Source organism: Archangium sp. (genome assembly GCF_036277355.1).
In the GTDB taxonomy this organism is placed as follows: domain Bacteria; phylum Myxococcota; class Myxococcia; order Myxococcales; family Myxococcaceae; genus Archangium.
The window spans coordinates 260,027-281,418 of the sequence record NZ_DASUNC010000017.1 but is presented as its reverse complement, the minus strand read 5'-3'; the positions used below and the strand labels follow the sequence as shown (position 1 = coordinate 281,418).

The following is a 21,392-nucleotide window of genomic DNA, read 5'->3' as shown; positions in this document are numbered from 1 at the left end:
CAGGACCGGGCCGTCACTCCTCCGTGAAGCGCAGCTCGCAGTCGCCCTTGAGCGTGCCGCTCAGGGCCGCCCCGATGATCTTCTTGAAGAGCTCCTCTCCGTTGATGTTGATGGAGAGCTGATTCTTGTCACCGGCGATGGTGGCCCCCTCGTCGGCCTGGACCTCTCCCCCGATGGCGGTCACATCCCCCGCCACGGTGGCGCCCTTCTGGAGCTGGACGTTCCCGTTGATGGCGGTGGCATCCCCGGAGACGCGGGCGCCAGCCTCCACCGTCACCTTGCCGCGGATGGCCACCACGTCATTCACCGTGGCACCGGCACGTACCACCACGTCCCCGTCGATGGCCACCGCGTCCCGGACCGCGCTCTTGCCATCGACGACCAGGTCCTTGCCCTGGGAGACCAGATCTCCCTTCTTGACGTTGATGGTGCACTTCGAGCCCTTGGCCTCCTTCTTGGCGTCATCGCCCGCGAGGGCGGCGGCGGGCATGGCGAGCAGGGTGACGACGGTCACGGCGGACAGGAGGGACCTGGACATGGCGTGTGGACTCCGGGAGAGCGGCCGCTCGAGGCGGCGCATCCGGTCTACGGACGTCCCCCGGAATGATTGCGGCGCTGGGCGAGGTGGCTTAGCGGGGGATCGGACGCTTTGGGATTCAAGGACACCCGTCACGGTCCGGACGTGTTACGAAGGGGGGCTGCCGAGCTGGGGTAGGACCGCGTGGGGCTCCTCCCCGCTGGATCGAAGACCCATCGGAGCGCGAGAGCGGGTGGACGTTGGCGCAGGCGACAAAGGCGAAGTTTCCAGAGGCGGGACCCTTTCACCAGGCTCTCAAGACGCGGGTAGACCAGTACTTCAAGGACAGTGGGCGTCCGGCGCGAGATCTCCCGGCCATGTACGCCAAGACGGCGGCACTGCTCGGTTGGTTCGCGGGCTCGTATGCCTTCCTCGTCTTCGTGGCGGATGGGGTGGGGAGCGCGCTCCTCGGGTGCGTGTCGCTCGGGCTGGCGATGGCGGGGATCGGCTTCAGCGTCCAGCACGATGCGAACCATGGGGGCTATTCGGAGCGGCGATCGATCAACCGGCTGCTCGCCCTGACGCTCGATGTGCTCGGCGCTTCCTCCTACGTGTGGAGCTGGAAGCACAACATCTTCCACCACAGCCATCCCAACGTGGCCGGGCTCGACGCGGACATCAACATCGAGCCCTTCTGCCGGGTCGCTCCGAGCCAGACGCTGCGTCCGGCCCATCGCTTCCAGCACCTCTACATCTGGATGCTCTACGGGCTGCTCGCGGTGAAGTGGCAGTTCGTCGATGACTTCAAGGACGTGTTCTCCGGCAAGGTCGGGCTGCAGAAGATGCCGCGTCCCACCGGGCGCAAGCTGGCCGGGGTGCTGCTCGGAAAGCTGTTCTTCTTCAGCTGGGCGCTGGTGTTGCCCGCCTTCTTCCATCCCGTGTGGAAGGTCGTGCTCTGCCACGCGCTGACGTCGTTCATCCTCGGGCTCACGCTCGCCAGTGTGTTCCAGCTCGCACACTGCGTGGAGGAGGCGGAGTTCCCCGAGGTGCCGCAAGGGGGCGGCGACTTCACGCGCGAGTGGGCCGTCCACCAGGTGGAGACGACGGTGGACTTCGCGCGTGGCAACCGGCTGCTGTGCTGGTATCTCGGCGGGCTCAACTTCCAGGTGGTGCACCACCTGTTCCCGCGTGTCTGCCACCTGCACTACCCGGCGCTCTCGCGGATCATCGAGAAGACGTGTCTGGAGCACGGCGTGCGCTACCGCGCCCAGGACAACGTGCGCGCGGCCCTGGGGAGCCACGTGCGTTGGCTCAAACGAATGGGCAAGCCCCTGGCCTTGGAGGCCGTGTGATGAAGGATGAGACTGGGGAGAAGGTCCGCTTCGGGCGTGGGCAGAAGTTCCGGCTCTCCTCGAGGGGCAACGAGGCCGTGTCGGCGTATACGCTCATGGTCGAGAAGGCCCGGGCCGGCTCGGGGCGCGCGCAGTTCGACGCGGCCCGGGGTGATTGGAGCGGGCCTCGTGGCCTGTCTTCCGAGGATGGCCTCTACCTCGTGGAGTTCGGGGTGGGGGAGCGGACGATCTCCGAGGTGACGCGCAACCTCGAGGACTGCGCCAGCCCCAAGGAGGTCAAGGCCGCGATCGATCGCCTGCTGGAGTGCGGCATGCTCGAGCCGGTCGCCGTGCCGGTGCCTCCCCCCGCGCCGCCGCGCCGCTACTGGTAGGCCGCCGGGCCCGGCCCCGGGGGCCGGTTGTGCATTCGACGGCCTACATGGTCCGCCGTGCGATTCAGACTGGCGGCTCGCTGGGGCCCTGAGGCTCAGCCGCCCACGAGCTCGCGCAGCCGCGAGACGAAGCCGCGCACGTCCTCCTCGGTGGTGTCGAAGGACGTCATCCAGCGCACCTCGGAGGTGGACTCGTCCCAGACGTAGAAGAAGGCGTGCTCCTGCATCCGGGGGATGAGCTCCTTGGGCAGGGTGGCGAAGACGCCGTTGGCCTGGGTGGCCCGGGTGATGCGCACCTTGGGGATCGACGAGACCTCCCGGGCGAGCAGCGCCGCCATGGCATTGGCGTGGCGCGCGCTCTTCAGCCAGAGGTCATCCGTGAGGAGCGCCTCGAACTGGGCGGCCACGAAGCGCATCTTCGAGGAGAGCTGCATGCCCTGCTTGCGCAGGAAGCGGAAGTCCGGCGCCAGCTTGGGCTCGAAGACGACCACGGCCTCGCCCACCATCAGGCCGATCTTGGTGCCGCCGAACGAGAGGATGTCCACGCCGCAGTCGGTGGTGATGGCGCGCAGCGGGACACCGAGCGCGGCGGCGGCGTTGGAGATGCGGGCGCCGTCCATGTGCAGGTACATGCCATGGCGGTGCGCCAGGTCCGCGAGCGCGCGGATCTCCTCGGGCGTGTAGACGGTGCCCATCTCCGTGGTCTGGGAGATGGAGATGACGCGGGGCTGCACGTGGTGCTGGTCTCCCAGGCCGCGGATGCGCGGCTCCACGAGCGCCGGGGTCAGCTTGCCGTCCGGGGTGGGGATGTCCACCAGCTTGCAGCCGGTGGCCTTCTCCGGGGCGCCACACTCGTCCACGTTGATGTGCGCGGACTCGGCGCAGAGGATGGCGTGGTACGGCTTCAGGAGCGCGCTCAGGCCCAGCACGTTGGCGCCGGTGCCGTTGAAGACGAAGTGCACGTCCACGTGCGAGCCCAGGTGCTCGCGGAACTTCGCCACCGCGCGCTCGGTCCACGGGTCGCCGCCGTACGCCAGGGCGTGGCCCACGTTGGCCTTGGCAATGGCCTCGAGGATCGTCGGGTGGATCCCCGCGTTGTTGTCGCTGGCAAAACCTCGCTTCGGATTCATTCGGTCGTCCGCTCCTGTCGTTCCGTGCTCAGGGCCGGCCCTGTTGGGCCTTGGCCTGCTTGAAGAGTTCCTGCTCCGCCTTCTCGCGCGGGTGGCCGCCCGCCAGCCGCGTGTCGATGGCCAGCTTCAGCTCCACGTCCGGCCGCGAGAACACCACGGCCGCCGCCTGCTCCAGCACCACGTCTCCCGCCGCCTTCGCCAGCAACCAGTCCGCCATCTCGGGGCGCACCTTCGCCCGCTCACGCGCGTGCTCGGCCGCCTCCTTCAGCTCCGGCTGGGCCCGCAGCGCCTCCGCCACCTCCGCGCCCGAGGGACCCGTCAGCGCCCGGTGCAGGATCGTCCCCATTCCCTGGATGCGCCGCTCCTGCTTCCACACCTTCTCCAGCGCCGCGGACTTCGCCGCTCCACGCTCCAGCGCCACGGTGGCCAGTGCCCACTCCAGGGACGAGCTCACGCCGAGCTGCGGCCAGAGCCTGGCGGCCTCGCGGTAGGCCTCCACCATCGGGGCGAGCTGCTCCGGCTTCAGATCGAAGTAGTGCTGCTTGCCGAGGTTATCGCCCAGCAGGTGCCAGGCCGCCGCGATCGTGGGCGCGTGGTTCGTCTGCTTCGCCCGCTTCAGCGTGGCCTCGGACCAGGCCACGTGCTGGGTCATCCACTTGCCGACCTTCGCGTCCATCTCGCCCGACTCCCACCTCTTGCGGGTCAGCATCCCGGCGCTTGCCTCGAAGGACGGCAGCGTCTCCAGCCGCTTCGCCAGCGACGCCAGGCCCTGCGTGTCCTGGTGCCACCGCAGCCACTGCAGCTGGCGCTCCCAGGCCGAGGCCTTCCCCGGTGACAGGGTCTGCTCCTGCTGGCTCAGCTCCTGGCTCCGGCGCAGCGAGGGATCCGCATCCAGCGCTCGCAGCACCTCCTCGCGCAGTGGGCCATCGAGCAGCGTCCCGAGCAACTCCCGCGCCTCGTCATCCCGCAGGTGAAGCGCCCTGGTGCGCACGAAGCGCTCCAGGACGGTGATCTTGCCCAGGTACTCCAGCGCGTCCGCGAGGTTGCCCACCACCAGGGAGTTGTCCGGCGCCAGCCGCACCGCGTCCTCCAGGTACTTCACCGACGAGCGCAGGTGCGTCACGTCTCCCGTCGCCCGGTAGCGGCCCATGAGCGCCGTGGCCGTGTTGTTGGCGGCCGTCGCGTTGTGCTTCGCCTCGCGGGCCCGGAAGGCCACGTTCTTCGCCAGGGCGCGATCGGCGTCCTCCAGCCGGCTCTCGCGCAGGGCGCGGTAGGCCTCCAGTTGCAGCAGATCGTCCTGGATGGCCGGTGAGCGCGGATCGCTCTTGCGCAGCCACTTCTCCTCCTCGTCCTCGTCCGTGGCCATGCGGGCCAGGGCGATGGCCGCGCCGTACTTCATCTCCGGTTCCGTCGCGGTGTCGTAGACCTCCTCGCAGAGCGGCCGGGCCAGGTCGAGCCGATCCAGCTCGCGGTAGACATGGACCACCTGCAGCGTGAGCTCCGGCTCCTTGCGCTCCACCACGCCGCGCAGCTCCGTGTCTCCCTCCTCGCTCCGGCCGAGCCGGTGGTACACCTGCCCCAGTCCCAGGTGGAAGCGCGGATCTCCCTCGGCGTCCTGGCGGATGGAGAGGAAGACGCGCTCGGCCTCGCCCAGCAGCGCCTGGCGCGCCTCGCCCTCCAGCTCGTTGGCCCGCATCAGCTTCACCATGCCCAGCATGAGCGAGGCCGGCACCACCGACTGGTGACGCAGGTACTCCTCCCGCAGCTTCTCCAGGCGGGGGTCCGCCTCCATCTGCTCGGACAGCCACTCGTTGAAGATCTTCCGCTGCTGCTCCTCGCTGCCGGAGGCCACCTCCAACCGGTTCGACACCTCGGCGGGGAGCTGGCCCGTGCGCGCCCGCGCGACGAGCCGCTCCTGCAGTGCGTCCGCCTCCTCCGCGTACTTGCGCTGCACGCGCTGGAAGGACTCCAGGCGATCGGCGACGTAGGTGGAGAGCACCGCATCCGCCTCGGGCAACTGTCCCAGGTCCCGGTAGCAGAGGCCGAGCATCATCTGCGCATCGCCCGTGAGCCGCCCCATGGGCCCGAGCGCCGTCAGGGTGGCCATGGCCTCCTTCGCATCTCCCTGGGCGCGCGCCAGGCTGGCCATCGCCACGGCCAGCTCCTGGTTGCCAGGAGATGCCTTCAAGGCCTGGGCGATCTTCGCCCCGTCGCCCTCCTCGATGAGCGCCTTGTCCTTCGCGTTCGTGGCGACGGCCGCCTCCAGCCGCTTGCGGTAGAGGGCCACCTTGTCGCCGCGGGACGTGTTCTGGTCCTTGTGCTTCGTCCACGCCTCCACATCACCGGAGGCCTCCAGCCACAGCGAGGGCGCCTCGCCGAAGGTGTCGATGATGGCCTCGGCCGCGGCCAGTGACTCCTGGCCAGGGAGCCGGACGTAGAGCGAGAGGGCCCGCAGGGGCTGATCCTTCACGAGCCGCTCCGCCTGGCCGCGCATGAGCGCCACCCGCCGCTCCTTCAGCGCGGGAGTGCCCGCCACCCGCAGCGCGTCCTCCACCACGGTGAGTGCCGCCCGCGCGTCCGCCGTCGTCTCCTGGCCGATCTCCCGGGCGCAGGCGTCGAGCCGCTCGCCGAAGCGGGCCGAGGGCTCGCCGCTGATCGCGCTGGAGGGCAGGGTGCTGATGCCCGTCACCACGCGGCCCACCGCCTCCACCGAGTCCTTCGTGCAGGGCGTGGGCAGGCCCGCGAGGCTCAGGCTCACCACGGCGTCCCCCGCCCGGGCCCGCGCCGAATCATCCGTATGCGCGTCGATGACGGAGCGGTAGCGCTCGATGGCCTGCTCGCGCGAGAGCGTGGCCTCCGCCTTCTGGGCCTCCTCCAGCGCCAGCCGCGCCAGGCGCTCCGGCGAGTTCAGGTAGCCGTCCACGCCCGACCAGAGCAGCGAGCCCGCGATCCCGGCGAGCACCAGCCGCTGCCACACGCGCGTCACGGGGCCGAGCGACTCCTTGGAGTAGAACTGGTACGCGTTGCCTTCCACCTCGCGCACCCGGTAGGCCGTCAGCGGGAACACGGGGATGAAGATCAGGCTGATGAAGTACGTGGCCACGTAGGAGCCGTCCGGGGCCTCGTCGCGCTTGCCGTACAGCCCCACGCCGCAGCCGTTGAGGCGGAAGAGGGTGGGGGCGCCATTCAGGGGGCGCGAGCCCCGGAGCGCGGTCTGGGCCGCCTGCTTCAGCACCAGCTGGCGGGTGTCCTTCACCACGCGCTTGAGGAGGGCGTCCGCCTTGTCGAAGCGGCCCTTGCCCAGGAGCCACCCCGCGTACGCGAAGCGGCAGAAGACGTCCGGCTCGGCCAGTCCGGCCTCGAGCTCCGCGCGCTGCGCGGCGTCCTCGCACAGCTTCACGGCCTTCTCCAGCAGGCGGCGGCAGCCCTCGGCGCTGCCCGTGGCGTGCAGGAGCGCCGCGACCCGGCTGGCCACGCCCGCCACCCGCTTGCGCACGAGCACCTTCAGCTCGGCCTCGTCGGCCTCCTCCAGCGCGCCGGACAGGCCGTCGAGCACCCGCTCCATGCCCTGACGCACCATGTCCACGCGGACCGTCATGCCCTTCCAGTCCGTCCGCTCCGGATCCGGCTCCAGCACATCCTCGGCGAGCAACCCCGCGACATGGCGGATGTCCTCGGCCAGCGTGTTCAAGCGCTCCATCGGTTCCCCCCTCCAGGGACTGAATGCGCGCGGGACCATAGGCGATACGCCCGGTGGGGGCGAGCCCCCGTCACGCCAGGCGCCACTCTTGCAGAGTCCACGGAATGGAGCCCGGGGAGGGCCCTCACGTGGACATGACGACGCACCGGCGCGACCTCGCCATCTGGGGCTACGCCTTCGGCTACTTCGCTTGCTACGCGCCCTACAGCGCGCTCACCAAGGCGCTTTCACGCGGAGCGTTGGACGGAATGACGCGCGGTATCTCCGGATTCGAGCTGCTGCCCTGGAGCACGCTCGCGTCCGGGGTGGGCATGTTCCTCTTCCTCACCGCGCGGGGCTGGTGGCAACACGCGAGCACCCGCACGGTGCTGGGCGTGAGGGTGCCCTTCCCCGGCCCGTGGACGTTCCTCTCGGGGCTGTGCTCGGCGGCCATCATCGCCACCACCACGCTGGCCTATACCTTCAGCGGCACGTCCATCGTCTTCATGATGCTGCTCATGCGCGGGGGCGTGCTCATCCTCGCGCCGGTGGTGGACCTGCTGAGCCGGCGCCGGGTGGCGTGGCCCTCGTGGGTGGCGCTCGGGCTGAGCTTCGGCGCCGTGGCGGTGGCCACCGCGCCCGGTGTGGATGCCCGCGTCACCACGGCGGCGCTGGTGGACCTGGGCGTGTACCTGCTCGGCTACTTCATCCGGTTGCGCTTCATGAGCCACCTGGCCAAGACGGGGGAGCCCACGGCCGGCATCCGCTACTTCGTCGAGGAGCAGATGGTGGCCACGCCCGTCCTCGTGGCGGCCCTGGCGGTGGGCGCGCTCATCGGCGAGGGGCCCGTGCTCACCGACATCCGCCACGGCTTCACGGAGCTGTTCTCGCGCGGGCGGGTGCTCGAGGAGCTCTTCGTGGGCGTGCTGTCCCAGGGCACCGGCATCTTCGGAGGCCTCATCCTGCTGGACCACCGGGAGAACTCCTTCTGCGTCCCGGTGAACCGCGCCTCCAGCATCGTCGCGGGCGTGGTGGCCACGGGGCTGCTCTCCGCGCTGCTCGGAATGCCGGGCGCGGGGAAGCGGGAGCTGGTGGGTGCCGCGCTGGTGATGGGGGCCATGCTGGTGCTCGGCCTCCCCACGGTGCTCGCGGCCCGCCGCGCGGCGAAGCGGGCCGCTGGACTCCCGGAGGCTGGCGCTCCGGGACGGTGAGGCTACTTCTCCTCGGTCACGTGCAGCGTGAGGACGGGGCAGGGGGCCCGGGCGATGACCTTCTGGGCCACGCTGCCCAGCAGCAGCCTCGGCAGGCCCCGGCGGCCGTGCGTGCCCATGACGATCAGATCGAACCCGCCCGTCTCGGCGACGCGCAGGGTGGCCGCGGCGGGCTCACCCACCTCCAGCCGCTGGGTGATGGGACCCGGGGCGTTGAGCTCGCCGATGAGCGTGGTCAGCTCCTGGCGGGCCGCATCCAGCGCCGTCTTCTCCAGCGACTGGGGATTCCAGCCCGGCGCGGCCACCAGGAGATCCGGCGCCACGTACTGGGGCGGCTCCCAGGCGTGCATCACCTCGATGGAGGCATTGAACGGTTTGGCCAGCTGCACCGCGTAGTCGATGACGGCCTTGGAGCCCTCCATCAGGTCCACGGGGACGAGGATGCGAGAAGGCGTGGGCATGGATATTCCCTCCGTTGCGGCCCGGACCCTGGAGTGGGGCGGGTGCTCTGCTGCTTCATCCCTGGAAGATGCGTGCCAGGGCCGTTTCACGCACCGTGGGGTGTCCGCGCGCAAACTCTTCCGCGCGGTGCGGAAGGGGCGCAAGCCTTGCGCGGGACGGCGGCCTGCCCGGAGGGGTGGGGGCGGGGCCCGGGGGTGTCCGAAATGAAAAACGGCGGCCCCGTGAGGAGCCGCCGCTGGTCCCCGCGCGCCCCAGAGACGCGCGGGAACACCTGAAGCCGGAATTACAGGCCGATCTCGGCCAGGCGGGCGCGGATGGCCGTGGCCTCGACGCCCCGGTTGGAGGCGCTGGTGCTGTAGTTGGTGCCGACGCCCACGTGGTGCAGGCCGATCACCAGGTGCGCGTTGGCGGCGCCCGCGCCCGCGAACACCGGCGAGCCGGAGGAGCCGCCCAGCGTGTCCGCGTTGTAGGACAGCTCGTTGGTGGTCACGTTGGTGTTGAGCACGGTGCCCGGCGAGTACTTCTTGTTGGGCACGCAGCTCGGGGTCGCGATGTAGTCGCAGTTCTGGTGGACGATGTACATCGCGGAGCTGTTGGCCGCGTTGGTGCTGGCCACCGTCAGCTTCCCGTACACCTGGCCGGGCAGGTAGCCGTTGAGGGGCTTGCACGTGAGGACGGTCATGTCCTCGGCCGTCCAGGTGCGCACGAAGGTGGAGCAGTCGTACCAGATGCGGCTGGTGGAGGCGACGCCGTTCTCGTAGTTGAAGGACACCCGGGCGCCCACCGCGTCCGCGCTGCTGCCGACGCAGTGGTTGTTGGTGACGATCTTGTCATTGGCCACCAGCCACGCGGTGCAGCGGCTGCCCACGGCGGGGATGGACAGATAGCCCACCGCCTTGGAGCGGATGCGCTCGGTGCTGGTGGAGCTCAGCGACGTGACCTCCGACCAGTTCACCGAGCCGACGATGACAGGGGACTCGACCGAGGCCGCGTCGGCGTTCGGAACGTCCTCGGGCAGCTCCGCCACACCACAACCCGTCAGACCCACCACGAGGAACGCACGGACCAGCTTCAGGCTCATAAAGGGGCTCTCTCTCTGTCGCGCGGGGAAGTGCGCGCGGCCAGTCTGATGGCACTTGCCGTGCCAATCCCCCAAGTGGCTGTTTTCACTCGGGACAGGTCCTTTCTCATGGGCTGATGGTGGTGCGTCCGCGCTCCTGTTTCTGGGTTGTAGATGTAAAAGGGTTGCACAAATCCGGACGAAACCCGAGTCGGCCCCGGACCTTATGGGCTCCAAGCGAGTGTCCTGAAACAGAACATCATGCTTTCTGGGATTTGTAGCGAAAACGGACAATTCACGCGGCATGTCCGGGGAGCAGGGGGGCGTGGGGGGCGCTCGGCCCGACGCGCCATGTGAGGGTTGTGCCAGGTGCCTAGTTTTCCTCTTTGGCGGAAGGAGGAGCCATGCGTCCACCCATTGACTCGGGCACGGTCCTCATCACCGGGGCCTCCTCGGGGATTGGCAGGGAGCTCGCCCGCCAGCTCGCCCGCCGGGCCCGGACCCTGGTGCTGGTGGCGCGCCGGGAGGAGCGCCTGGAGGCCCTGCGCGACGAGCTGCTCGAGCGCAACCCCACCCTGGGCGTGGTGGTGGAGCGGTGCGATCTGGCCCAGCCGGACGAGGTGGACTCGCTCCTGGACTCGCTGCACCGGCACCTGGTGCGGGTGGACGTGCTGGTGAACAACGCCGGCCTGGGGGACTACGGCCTCTACGAGCAGGAGAGCTGGGCGCGCATCCACCAGATGGTGCAGGTGAACGTGACGGCGCCCCTGCTGCTCACCCACCGGTTGTTGCGGCGCATGGTGGAGCGCAAACGCGGCGGCATCCTCAACATCGGCTCCTGTTGGGCGCGGGCCTTCCTCCCGGGCCTGGCCGTCTACAACGGCACCAAGCACTTCCTCGATGGGTTCACCGAGTCGCTGCGGCTGGAGTTGATGGGCACGGGGGTGGTGGTGACGCAGGTGGCGCCCGGGCCCGTGGACACCGAGTTCAACGAGGTCGCGGGCACCCAGACACTCGCCGGCCGGGCTCCGTCGTGGTTGCGCATCTCCGCGGCGCAGTGTGCCCGCGAGGCCCTCGAGGGATTCGATCGGGCCCGGCCGCTCGTGCACCCGGGCCTCGCGTACCGGTGGTTGGTGCGGATGTCGTCGCTCATGCCCCGGGGCGTGCTGCGGGCCGCGGGCCTTCCGGCCGCCCGACAGCTCCGGCACGGCACCTCGCTGCTGGATCCCGCGCACCCGGATACCGGCCAGCGCGTGTTGCTGGCCGGGGGTCCCGAGGGGGTGTGAGCATAGGGCTCGTGGTGTGGGGGCCGTCTATACTGGCGGGCCTATGAGCCACCATGTGTTGGCAGTTTTGAGTCTCCTGTTGCTGTCCGCCTGTAGCATGCCGTACCCCGCCGCGGGAAACGCCGACGCGGGCTCCGGTAGTGATGCGGGACTCGACGGAGGGCAGACGGATGCCGGAGGGGAATACGATCTCCCATCGATTCCCTACACGGTGGACCCGGCCCCGCCCATCGAGGCTCCCCAGGAGACCTGGACGTTCGTCCCGGTTCCCGACGCCCACTGCGCCAACGGCACGTCCACGGGCATGGCCGTCAACCTGACCGGCCGCTCCAACCAGGTCGTCATCTTCCTCGCTGGCGGCGGCGCGTGTTGGGAGGCGGCGGCCTGCGCGCTCGGCACCGCCACGCACATCAACGACACCATGGGCGAGGGCCCCGTCCTGGCCGAGGCCCGGGCATCGAATCTGGCGGTGTTCTTCGACCGCGCCGACACCGGCAACCCGTTCCGTGACGCGAGCTTCGTCTACATTCCCTACTGCACCGGAGACCTTCACGGCGGGACGCGCGTCCACACCTATGACTGGTTCGGCCCGAGGAGGCTCGAGCACGTCGGCGCCCGGAACATGGACGCGTACCTGCGGCGGCTGCGGCCCACCTTCCCCAATGCCGGCCGGGTGTGGCTCACGGGGGTGAGCGCGGGGGGCTACGGTGCGACCCTCCACGGGTGGCGCGTGCAGAAGGCGCTGCCGTGGGCGCGGGTCGATGTGCTGAATGACTCGGGGCTCATCATCGACACGGCGGGGGATGGCCGCTACGGAACGATGCGTCAGAACTGGGGCCTCGAGTTCCCTCCCGGCTGCACGCAGTGCGAGGCGGGCCTCTCGGCTGTGCTCGACAGTTCGGCGCGGTTGCTGGCCGCGCCGCGCCGCTACGGCATGCTCGGCTACCTCCAGGACGGAACCATCGCCGCCTACTTCGGACTGACTGGCGCCCAGGTCCAGACCCGGTTGGAGGCGGTGCGCGCCTCGGCGGCCTCGAACATGAAGACGTACTACCTGCCAGGCGATCCGCACGTGGTCCTGTCCACTCCGAATATCGCCACCAGCACGGGGCTCACCGCGAGGGAGTGGGTGCGGAGGTTGGCCGAGGACGACACGACCTGGGAGCACGCGGGCCCTTGAGCCGGCCCCCGTCGGCCGGTGAATCGGAAAAACTCCGGGGGGCGGCCGAAGCGCCCCCGCGCCTCGTGCCGCCCCCCGTGAGGTGCTGCCCGTCTACAGTCCCGCCCCGCTGATCAGACCGGGATGTGGTCGGAGATGATGGGCTCCGGCATGCCCCGCGAGCGGCGTCCGAACTGGGTGCGGATGACCGCGCCGAAGCCCACCAGCGCCGCCGCCACCACCACCAGCGTTCCCAGCACCGGAATCCGCCCCACCACCAGCAACAGCAGCAGCCCCAGCGCCATCACCATCGCCTGCGTCTTGCGGCCGCGCATCACCGGCAGCCGCGTGCCGATGCTGCTCGCCACCGCCGTGAAGCCCACCGCCGCCGCCAGGGGCGGGAGCAGCCACAGCGCCACCGCCACCGGGATGCCGATGATCGTCACCGCGAGGACGATCGACACCACGAGCAGGGGGATGGACGCGGGAAGCAGCGCCAGCGTCCCCACCAGTCCCACCACTCCGCCCGCGAGCGGCTTCGCCTGGATGTCCTCCGCCAGCGCCTTCATCCGCGCGGGGAAGAGCATCTGTCCCAGGAAGCCCAGTCCGAACAGCACCGCGAACTGGATGAGGAAGGCGGCGAAGCCACCGCTCCCGTGCCGCTCCTCCCGCTCCTCGTCGTCATCGCCGGCGTCCGGGTGCTTCGCCTTCCTCAGGCCGTGCTTCAGCTCGCCGGAGATCACCTTGCCGAGCTTCGCGCCGCCGAAGGACTCGGTGCTGCCCTCGACGCGCGCCCCGTCCTGCTTGACGACGGCGCCGCCGAAGGACGAGACGTCTCCCTTCACCACGGCGTTGGGGCCGAGCACCACGTTGCCGCCGAAGGCGTGGGCGTCTCCATCCACCTGGCCGTCGATGTCCAGGTTGCCGCCGAAGACGACCGCGTCATCGTCCACGTGCCCCTTCACCGTCAGGTTGCCGCCGTAGACGACGGCGCTGTCCACCGCCTCGCCCTCCTTGACCTCGATGGAGCGGCCGCGGGCCACCACGTCCCGCGAGCCGTTGCTGGAGCGCCGCGCCTCCTTCATCTTCTGGCGCATGCGCTCCTTCACCTCGTCCTCGTCCACGGCGCTCTCGGCCACCGCGTCCGCGTCGTGCGGGGGCGTGGGCGGCGGAGGCGCCACGGCGGGCACCGGAGGCACGGGGGCCGCCGCGTTGGCGTTCTCCGAGCCCGTCCCCACGGAGCGCACCGTGAAGATGCCGTCCTGCTCGTCCAACTGCAACGAGTGGGCGCGGGCCACGGTGCGCAGCGCCTGCCGGGCGCTCACGTTGTTGAGGTAGACCTCGGCGGGCGCGTCCATCGGGCCGATGAGCACCAGGTTGAGCCCGCCTTCCTCGGAGATCTCCTGGAGCACGTCCTTCAACGTGCCGCGGGCCTGGATGCTGATGGTGGTGTCCTCGGCCTGGGGCTGGGCGTTCCGCGTCTGGGCGAGGGCAAGGGGCGAGGCGAGGAGGGCCGCGGAGAGCAACAGGCCCCGGGAATTGAAGGGTTTCATGGCGACACTCACGCTTCGGAAGGGGTGGGACCGTTGCCGATCAGCCGCTTGAGGCCGAACACGGACGAGAGGATGACGAAGGCGACCAGGGCGACCAGCGGGCCGGCGGCGGTATTCCACAGCGCGTGGACTCCGCTCATCAGGGCCTCTGTGAAGGCCGTGCCGCCCACCAGGGTGCGGGCCACCGACTTGCCGAGCCCGCTCAGGGCCGCGTCGCTGGTGAGCAGCAACCCGAGCCCCATCATCAGCGAGGCGCCGAGGATGGACAGGCCCGTCCACAGCTCGCGGCGCACGGGCGTGGGCTCGGCGGCGACCCGCGCCATCACCTTGTGCACCAGATCCGCCGGGGGGAGCGGATCCGCCAGCCGGCACAGATCCTTCTCCAGCAGCCGGTGCTCCTCGATGATGGCGGTGCACAGCGGGCACTGCTCCGCGTGCTCCAGGGCGGGACCTTCACCGGCCTCCAGCTCGGTGAAGAGCACCTCGAGGTCCGGGCATTCGATGGACGTGGGGGTCATGTCGGCTCCTCCGGGCTCATGTGCTTGCGGAGCTTCTCCCGGGCGCGGAACAGGCGCGCCATGATGGTGCCGGGCGCGCAGCCCAGCACCTGGGCGATCTCCTTCGTGGTGCGCTTCTGCACGTAGTAGAGCGCCAGCACCTCCCGGTCGTCGGCGGACAGGGTGGCGAGCGCCGCCTCGAGCGACTGGCGCTCCTGGCGGGCGATGGCGCCGTCCTCGAGCGAGGCCTCTCCGTTGGGGAGGACCTCCTTCATGGGCTCGAGCTCCTCCGTCTTCACCTTGGTGCGCCGGCGCAGCAGGTCCAGGCACAGGTTGCGGGTGATGGCCATCACCCACAAGTCGAAGGGGCGCGCGTCGTCGTACTTGTGGAGGTTCTGGTAGGCGCGGAGGAAGGCCTCCTGGGCGATCTCGGAGGCCTCGGCCTCGTTGCCGAGCAGGCGCAGGGCCAGGCCATAGACCGGGCGTTGCACGCTGCGCACGAGCGACTCGAAGGCGGACGGGTCACCCCGCCGGGCGGCGGCCACATCCGCCTTCCAGGGAGTGGCCGGGGCGTCATCGGCCATCAGCATGCCGATAGCCCGGGCGAGGTCCGCGACGTTTGCTGCGTTGAGGGCGAGAGCGTTCACGCCCAGGTCTACGGAACATGTCTGGCCTGATTGCACCGCCGGGAAAATCGGCGGTCCCTGTTACTTTTTCTTCCGTGATTCCGGGCGCTTGGCCGCCTGCTCGCGCCGCGCCTGCTCCTTGGCGTCTTTTTTCTGCCGCTGGCGCTCCAGGAATCCGGCCGAGGGCTGGGACGGGCGGTGGTCCTGGGCGGGCTCCCGGGCCTGGGTCCGCCTGCCGGGGGTGGGGGCACCTTCCGGAGCCGGGGAGCGCCGGGCGGCCCGGGGGCCCGCCGTGGGTGCCGCCCTGGGCTCGGAGAGGGGAGGGGTGGGCGCGGGGGCCCTGCGGGGTCCCCGGGGCGCGAAGGCGGTGTCGCCCGACTCCCGCTCGTTGTCGTCCCTGTCCTCGACGGGGGCGCGCCAGGACTCGCGGATCTGCTGCGCGGTGTCCTCCGCGTACTCGAAGTGGAAGAGCCGCTTGATGACGAGCGTGGCGTAGGCGCCGGGGGGCAGGGTGAAGGCGATGTTCACCTTGAGGTAGCCCCGGTTCAGGTCATCGTTCTGCACGCGGCCGATGACGAGCTTGTGCGGGATGACGACGGTGGGGCGCTCCTCGTGCTTGAAGTAGAGCATGCGCGAGGCCTCCTCGATGCGGAGGTCCTGCAGCTTCAGCTTCTCGCGGCCGAGCACCCACTCCACGGCCTGCTTCACCGTCGGATCCCCGAAGGTGCTGTCCGGGGCGAGCAGCGGGAAGGTGGACGAGCGCAGCGCCTCGAGCACCCCGGCGTCGGCGTCGCGGTGGAAGAGCAGGGTGCCCGCCTGGTACTTCAGGGGGAAGAGGTTCTCGCGGGGCAGCAGCAGCTGGAGGTAGCGCCGCACGCCCTCGTTCCAGAGGTAGCTCTGGTAGGTGAAGAGCAGCATGGCGCGGTAGGACGCGTCGATCTGCAGGAAGGCGCGCAGGTAGTCGCCGGGGTGCTCGCGCAGGGACTTGAGGATGCGGTGGTACTTGCGGCTGCCCTCGAAGGGGACGCGCGCGTCCCACTTGCCCCAGTTCTCGCGCCAGAAGGCCTTCACCTTGGCGTCCTCGCTGCGGTCCAGCTCCGAGGGCTGGGCGAGGTAGTTGCGCAGCGCGGCCTCGAAGTCACCGCGGATGAGATCCTTGGCGATGAAGCCCTGGCCGTGCTTGAGCGAGCCGAAGCGCTGGCTGTCGAAGTAGTTCACCACGCCCAGGCGGTTGATCTCCGCGGCGGCGCGGTTGAGCGGGCCAATGGACTCCTCCGTCAGCATGCGCACGGTGACGGCGAAGCGGTTGGAGGTGATGTTGGCGGCCGACAGCGGCTGATCCGTGCGCCCCAGGTACTTCAGGCGCAGATCCGGGTCCTGCATGTCCACGTCCGCCCCGTCCACCGCGATGAGCTGCTCGGTGCGGCCCTGCTTGTCCTTCAGGCCGCAGTACGAGATGGAGCCGGGCCTGAGGCCGAAGGCGTCGCGGATGCGGTCCGCCGCGTCGAAGGTGGACAGCTTCTGCTTGTCCATCAGGTAGACGCGGTGGCGACCGCTCGGCACCTCGTCGAAGCGGTACGACTCCTTGACGGAGAAATCCTCGGGCTTCTGCTTGATTCGCACGGGGATCCCTTAACAGCCAGGGTGGCCTGAGAGGAAGGAACGAATGGCCGGGGGCCTGACAACCCGACATCCCGCGGCGTAAGGTGCCGCCCCCCATGAGACTGCTCCCCCTGCTCGTCCTCCTGCTGGTCACCGGCTGTGCCTCCACCCTGTCCACCCTGCAAACGGCGAAGCCGCTCGCCCGGGGCCAGTTCCAGGTCTCCGGCGCGGTGGGCGTCTTCACCCCGGTGGGCCAGCTCGGCACGCTGCTCGACGAGGGCATCCGCCAGGGCAAGTCCATCCGCGACACCATCGAGTCCGGCCAGCCCTACCACCTGGAGGAGGCGGAGGCCCAGCGGCTGCTCGGCGTGGGCATGGCGCTGGCGGTGGCGCCCCCGGGTCCGGCCAACGAGTTGATGATCCGCACCGGCCTGCTGGACTCCCACACCCTGGACCTGGGCCTGCGCCTGAGCACCACCTCCCTGCGCCTGGACGGCAAGGTGCGCCTGGCGCACGGCGGCGATCCCGAGGACTCCCTCCTGCCCGACTACCAGCGCAAGTCCTATGACCTGGCCATCGGCCTGGGCTACTCGCGCCACGTCTTCAAGAGCCCCGTCCTGGACGCCCTGGAGATCGTGCAGATCGACGAGTTCTCCCGGTGGGACCTCGAGGTCCCCGTCTACCTGAGCATGGACCTGGGAGACATCTTCAAGCTGTACGCGGCCCCCAAGTACATCTACAGCCGCACCTCGCTGGACTCGAAGCTGGTGGACCTCTCCCAGGAGGGCCAGGACGTCTCGGGCTTCGACCTGTCCCTGCCGGCCGAGGTGACCAGCCACTTCTACGGCGCCAGTGTGGGCATTGCTTTGGGCTACAAGTACGTCCACTTCTATGCCGAGCTCACCGGCGGCTACACCGACTGCCGCCCCGTCGTCTTCGGCCAGCGGCGCGATCTGGGGGGGGTCACCCTGTACCCGTCCATTGGAATCGCCTTCAAGAATCCGCTGCCGCTGGGCAGGCAGGCGTCCCGTTCGGAGACTCCGCCAGCCCCGCAAAACCCGGTTTCGCTCCCTTGAAGCAGCCCTCCAGGCGGGCGTCCGTGGTCGTTCCGGCGCTTCCACGGCTCTGGTAGTGTCCCGCCGGTTCCGTCGATGTCCGGACCGTCGAGGTCTCGCGCGTGAGTCAAGGTTCCACCCAATCCGCAAAGTCCCTCAACCCGCGGGGGCCGCACCTCAAGGGGCGGTTCCCGGATGGAACGACCGGGGAGTACCCCCTCGGGGAGCTGACGACCCTGGGCCGCCATCCGTCCAACACGGTGCGGCTGGTGGATCGCGAGGTGTCCAAGGAGCACGCCACCATCGAGCGGATGGGACGCGACTTCATCCTGCGCGACCTGGGCTCGTCCAACGGCACCTTCGTCAACGGGCGGCGCGTGGCCGAGCTGCGGCTGCGGGACGGGGATGAGATCAGCCTGGGCACCTCCAAGCTCGTCTTCCACTCCGGGGAGCCGGCGGTGGCCTCGGCACCGCCCGTGGCGGGCCCGAGCGCCTCTCCGGGACGGGCCGCGCCCCGGGTGACGGTGGTGGCGCAGTCGCACTCCATCCCCGCGTTCCTCGCGCAGATGGATCAGCAGGTGCCGCAGAACTTCCGGCCCGCCGAGCAGATCCAGGAGCTGGCCACCCTCAAGCGCGAGTACGAGAAGCTGCGCATCGCCTACGAGTTCCACCGCCAGGTGAGCCAGCAGGGCAAACAGGCGGATCTCTTCGAGCAGATCCTGTCCGTGGCCTTCCAGCTGCTGGCGGCGGACCACGGCGTCGTCCTCAAGCCGGGCCCGGACGGCCAGTTCACCCCGGCGGCGATGAAGCACCGGCAGGGCAGCCAGCCCAACGTGATGGTCTCCGACACCGTGCTGCAGAAGGTGGCCGAGACGAAGAAGGGCGTGCTCACCGCGGACGCCATCATCGACGAGCGCTTCTCCTCCTCGGAGAGCATCGTGGCGCAGGGCATCCGCTCGGCCATGGCGGTGCCGCTGCTGGCCAAGGGCAAGCTGGAGGCGGTGCTGTTCCTGGACTCGCGCCAGCAGACCAACGCCTTCTCGGAGAAGGATCTGACCATCCTCTCGGGCATCGCGGCGCAGGCGGCCATCGCCCTGGAGAACGCGGCGCTGGGCGAGCAGATCCAGGCCGAGGCCATTACCCGCGCCGAGCTCAGCCGCTTCCTGTCGCGCGCGGTGGCCGAGGCGGTGATCCGCGGCGAGACGGAAGACCTGCGGCAGAGCCGGCTGGCGGAAGTGACGTGCCTGTTCGCGGACATCCGCGGCTTCACCACCCTGTCGGAGAACGAGTCTCCGCAGGAGGTGGTGTCCATGCTCAACGAGTTCTTCACCCTGATGGCGGGCGTGGTGTTCCGCCACGAGGGCAACCTGGACAAGTTCATCGGCGACTGCGTGATGGCGGTGTGGGGCCCTCCCTCGCCGCACTCGGACGATCCGGCGCGGGCGCTGCGCGCGGCGCTGGAGATGCAGGACGCGGTGGAGGTGCTCAACGGCTCGCGCATGGCGGCGGGCAAGCGGCCCATCGAGGTGGGCATCGGCGTGAACACCGGCCAGGCCGTCGTGGGCTACATGGGCAGCACCGAGCGCCATGAGTTCACCGCCATTGGCGACACGGTGAACACGGCTTCCCGCCTGTGTGGCCTGGCCCGGGGCGGCGAGGTGGTGGCCAACCAGAGCACCGTGCAGAAGGCCGGCACCGGCTTCGAGGTGGAGCCGCTGCCCGTCACCCAGGTGAAGGGCAAGGAGAAGGGCGTCCAGGCGTTCCGCGTCCTCGGGTTGGAGATCACCAACTCCCAGCGATGAAGACCCTGAACTGCCCCAGCTGCGCGCGCGCGCACGACGTGAGTGGCTTCGCGGAGGGCCATGAGGTGGCGTGTGCCTGCGGTGCGCGCTTCCCGGTGCGGGCCGCGCCGCCCTCCGAGCTGGAGCCCATGCTGTCCGCGCCCACGCTGGTGCGCCACTCGTTGCCGGTGGCGGGGACTGAGCTGGAGCCGAGGGAGCAGGAAGCGGAGGCCACGGGCATGGGTGGCGCGGTGGAGCTGCCGGGCTACGAGCTGGTGCGCGTGCTGGGCCGGGGCGGCATGGGCGAGGTGTGGCTGGCACGGCAGCAGTCGCTGCGCCGCATGGTGGCGGTGAAGATCCTGCCGCCGCGGCTGGCGAAGGATCCCGAGTTCGTCACGCGCTTCGACAAGGAGGCCACGGCGCTCGCGGCGCTCAACCACCCCAACATCGTGCAGATCATCGATCGCGGGGTGGCGGGGGAGCATTACTACTTCGTGATGGAGTACGTGGAGGGGCGCTCGCTGCGCGACGTGATGCGCGAGCTGTCGCCTCCCGAGGCCCTGCGCGTGGCGCTGCAGGTGGCGCGGGCCATCGAGTGCGCGCACGACAAGGACATCATCCACCGCGACCTGAAGCCGGAGAACATCCTGCTGGACGGGCGCGGGCACGTGAAGGTGGCGGACTTCGGGCTGGCGGGCATCCGCCGGCCGGACTCGCGGCTGCAGCTCACCGCCACGGCGGTGGCCATGGGGACGCTCAACTACATGGCCCCGGAGCAGCGCCGGGACGCGAAGAACGTGGATGGGCGGGCGGACCTCTTCTCGTTCGGCGTGGTGCTCTACGAGATGCTCACCGGCGAGGTTCCGGTGGGGCGCTTCAAGCTGCCGTCCGAGCGCGTGCAGGGGTTGGACGCGCGGGTGGACGCGGTGGTGGCGCGGCTGCTGGAGAACGAGCCCGAGGCACGCTTCCCGAAGGCCGCCGAGGTGTGCCAGGCGCTGGAGGGGCTCGTATCGAGCACCTCGCTGCCGCCGGGAGCGCTGCGGGCCCAGGAGGAGCTGAGCCCGGTGCGCAGCCGGCTGCGGACGGGCTGGCGCACGGTGCGGGCGGTGCTCTCGGTACTGGGCGGGCTGGTGGTGATCTTCGCCGGAGCGAGGCAGGTGCTGGGTCCGGCGACCCTCTACCAGGGGACCACCGGGAAGCTGGTGCTCGGATCGTGGGGTCCCTGGTGGAAGGAAGCGGGCAAGCCGTGGCCGGCCAACACGGAGGGGGATCTGTTCGTCCACTCGATGATGGAGGACCAGACGGACGGGAAGGTGCGGCTGCGGGTGGACTTCATGCCGGGCAACGAGGAGCTGAATGCCCACGCGGGGACGTGGAAGCTGGAGAACGGACAGCTCCATGTCATCCAGGGCGGCGATGAGACCACCGATGGGCAGCTGATTCCGCGTGCGTACCTGGCCCACCGCTACTTCTCCAGCGACGACTTCACCGTCGAGGCGCTGATGAGCGCGACGCCACTGGACAAGGGTTACGTCCAGGAGCCGGACGCGCAGCACTACGCCGAGCTGTCCTACCGCGTCACGGGCCTGCAGGTGTCCGTCTTCGCCATCCCGGAAGCGGGCATGCGGCTGGGCTGGAAGTACACCACCCCGGAGGGCGAGATCGTGGCGGGCAACAGCTCGCAGGACGTGGAGAGCCTGGTGCAGGACGAGACGCCCGTGCCCTGGCACCCCTTCCGCGTGAAGCTGCAGCTCAAGAAGAAGAAGAACGGCGTGGACGTGGCCGCGTACCTCAACGGCGCCTCCGAGCCCTTCGCGTCCAAGTTCCTGGAGGGCTTCCAGGGGCGTTCGGCGAAGGTGGCGCTGGGGTGCCGCAACCTGGTCTGCACCTTCGACGAGGTGGTGGTGCGGGGCCTCCCGACGAAGAAGTCCACGAACACCCACAAGGTGGCGGAAACCCAACAGGAGTGACGGCACGCCTCGTCCTGGAGGACGAGCCCGCGTCCGCGAGTGCACGGGAGCACGCTCCCGGTGTGCTCTTGCGGAAGGCGG

At 69.9% G+C, this 21,392-nt stretch carries 17 protein-coding genes; 8 read left to right on the top strand and 9 right to left on the bottom strand.

From position 1 onward, the window contains the following. Positions 1-13: 13 nt before the first annotated feature. Positions 14-538, bottom strand: a complete 525-nt coding sequence (locus VFZ09_RS04580; protein ID WP_329726236.1) for a polymer-forming cytoskeletal protein — start codon at positions 536-538, stop codon at positions 14-16. 356 nt (positions 539-894) lie between these two features. Here VFZ09_RS04580 and VFZ09_RS04575 point away from each other — a divergent pair, with 356 nt between their 5' ends. Together VFZ09_RS04575 and VFZ09_RS04570 are read left to right on the top strand one after the other, a co-directional pair. Continuing rightward, positions 895-1,869, top strand: a complete 975-nt coding sequence (locus tag VFZ09_RS04575; protein WP_329726235.1) for an acyl-CoA desaturase — start codon at positions 895-897, stop codon at positions 1,867-1,869. Then, a complete protein-coding gene (locus tag VFZ09_RS04570) occupies positions 1,869-2,240 on the top strand; it encodes a hypothetical protein (RefSeq protein ID WP_329726234.1) in 372 nt (123 codons plus the stop codon). Before VFZ09_RS04575 ends, VFZ09_RS04570 begins: the two co-directional genes overlap by 1 nt. 95 nt (positions 2,241-2,335) lie before the next feature. On the opposite strand, the gene VFZ09_RS04565 is transcribed toward VFZ09_RS04570, so the two are convergent. Both VFZ09_RS04565 and VFZ09_RS04560 read right to left on the bottom strand, forming a co-directional pair. After that, positions 2,336-3,370, bottom strand: coding sequence for a low specificity L-threonine aldolase (locus VFZ09_RS04565; RefSeq protein WP_329726233.1), 1,035 nt, complete (start codon positions 3,368-3,370; stop codon positions 2,336-2,338). Positions 3,371-3,398: 28 nt separating this feature from the next. Next, complete coding sequence (locus VFZ09_RS04560; RefSeq protein WP_329726232.1) at positions 3,399-7,070, bottom strand: hypothetical protein; 3,672 nt, start codon at positions 7,068-7,070, stop codon at positions 3,399-3,401. Positions 7,071-7,204: 134 nt separating this feature from the next. Between VFZ09_RS04560 and VFZ09_RS04555 the strand changes: the two genes are divergently transcribed. After that, positions 7,205-8,260: a hypothetical protein gene (locus VFZ09_RS04555; protein ID WP_329726231.1), complete on the top strand. Its 1,056-nt coding sequence runs from the start codon at positions 7,205-7,207 to the stop codon at positions 8,258-8,260. Between the two features lie 2 nt (positions 8,261-8,262). Here VFZ09_RS04555 and VFZ09_RS04550 read toward each other — a convergent pair whose 3' ends face one another. Next, positions 8,263-8,721 (bottom strand): universal stress protein, encoded by a 459-nt coding sequence (locus VFZ09_RS04550; RefSeq protein ID WP_329726230.1) that lies wholly within the window; start codon positions 8,719-8,721, stop codon positions 8,263-8,265. Positions 8,722-9,005: 284 nt separating this feature from the next. Beyond that, entirely contained in the window at positions 9,006-9,803 is a 798-nt protein-coding gene (locus VFZ09_RS04545; RefSeq protein WP_329726229.1) for a trypsin-like serine peptidase, read from the bottom strand. A gap of 383 nt (positions 9,804-10,186) precedes the next feature. Here VFZ09_RS04545 and VFZ09_RS04540 point away from each other — a divergent pair, with 383 nt between their 5' ends. Both VFZ09_RS04540 and VFZ09_RS04535 read left to right on the top strand, forming a co-directional pair. Beyond that, on the top strand, positions 10,187-11,068 hold the full coding sequence (locus VFZ09_RS04540; protein WP_329726228.1) for an SDR family oxidoreductase: 882 nt from the start codon (positions 10,187-10,189) through the stop codon (positions 11,066-11,068). Between the two features lie 58 nt (positions 11,069-11,126). Further along, positions 11,127-12,248, top strand: coding sequence for a pectin acetylesterase-family hydrolase (locus VFZ09_RS04535; RefSeq protein ID WP_329726227.1), 1,122 nt, complete (start codon positions 11,127-11,129; stop codon positions 12,246-12,248). A 113-nt stretch (positions 12,249-12,361) separates the two neighbouring features. On the opposite strand, the gene VFZ09_RS04530 is transcribed toward VFZ09_RS04535, so the two are convergent. The 4 genes from VFZ09_RS04530 to truD all read right to left on the bottom strand — a co-directional run bounded on the left by VFZ09_RS04530 (position 12,362) and on the right by truD (position 16,526). Then, positions 12,362-13,780: a hypothetical protein gene (locus VFZ09_RS04530; protein WP_329726226.1), complete on the bottom strand. Its 1,419-nt coding sequence runs from the start codon at positions 13,778-13,780 to the stop codon at positions 12,362-12,364. Positions 13,781-13,788: 8 nt separating this feature from the next. Next, a complete protein-coding gene (locus tag VFZ09_RS04525) occupies positions 13,789-14,298 on the bottom strand; it encodes a hypothetical protein (protein WP_329726225.1) in 510 nt (169 codons plus the stop codon). Then, the gene (locus VFZ09_RS04520; RefSeq protein ID WP_329726297.1) at positions 14,295-14,861 is read right to left on the bottom strand and encodes a sigma-70 family RNA polymerase sigma factor; all 567 of its coding nucleotides are present in this window, start codon (positions 14,859-14,861) and stop codon (positions 14,295-14,297) included. The genes VFZ09_RS04525 and VFZ09_RS04520 overlap by 4 nt, the downstream gene beginning before the upstream one ends. Before the next feature lie 123 nt (positions 14,862-14,984). After that, positions 14,985-16,526, bottom strand: coding sequence for a tRNA pseudouridine(13) synthase TruD (truD, locus tag VFZ09_RS04515; RefSeq protein WP_329726224.1), 1,542 nt, complete (start codon positions 16,524-16,526; stop codon positions 14,985-14,987). Positions 16,527-16,621: 95 nt separating this feature from the next. Between truD and VFZ09_RS04510 the strand changes: the two genes are divergently transcribed. The 3 genes from VFZ09_RS04510 to VFZ09_RS04500 all read left to right on the top strand — a co-directional run bounded on the left by VFZ09_RS04510 (position 16,622) and on the right by VFZ09_RS04500 (position 21,311). Beyond that, a complete protein-coding gene (locus VFZ09_RS04510; protein WP_329726223.1) occupies positions 16,622-17,581 on the top strand; it encodes a hypothetical protein in 960 nt (319 codons plus the stop codon). Positions 17,582-17,682: 101 nt separating this feature from the next. Continuing rightward, positions 17,683-19,362: an adenylate/guanylate cyclase domain-containing protein gene (locus tag VFZ09_RS04505; RefSeq protein WP_329726222.1), complete on the top strand. Its 1,680-nt coding sequence runs from the start codon at positions 17,683-17,685 to the stop codon at positions 19,360-19,362. After that, positions 19,359-21,311, top strand: a complete 1,953-nt coding sequence (locus VFZ09_RS04500; RefSeq protein ID WP_329726221.1) for a serine/threonine-protein kinase — start codon at positions 19,359-19,361, stop codon at positions 21,309-21,311. Before VFZ09_RS04505 ends, VFZ09_RS04500 begins: the two co-directional genes overlap by 4 nt. The last annotated feature ends 81 nt before the right edge of the window (positions 21,312-21,392 follow it).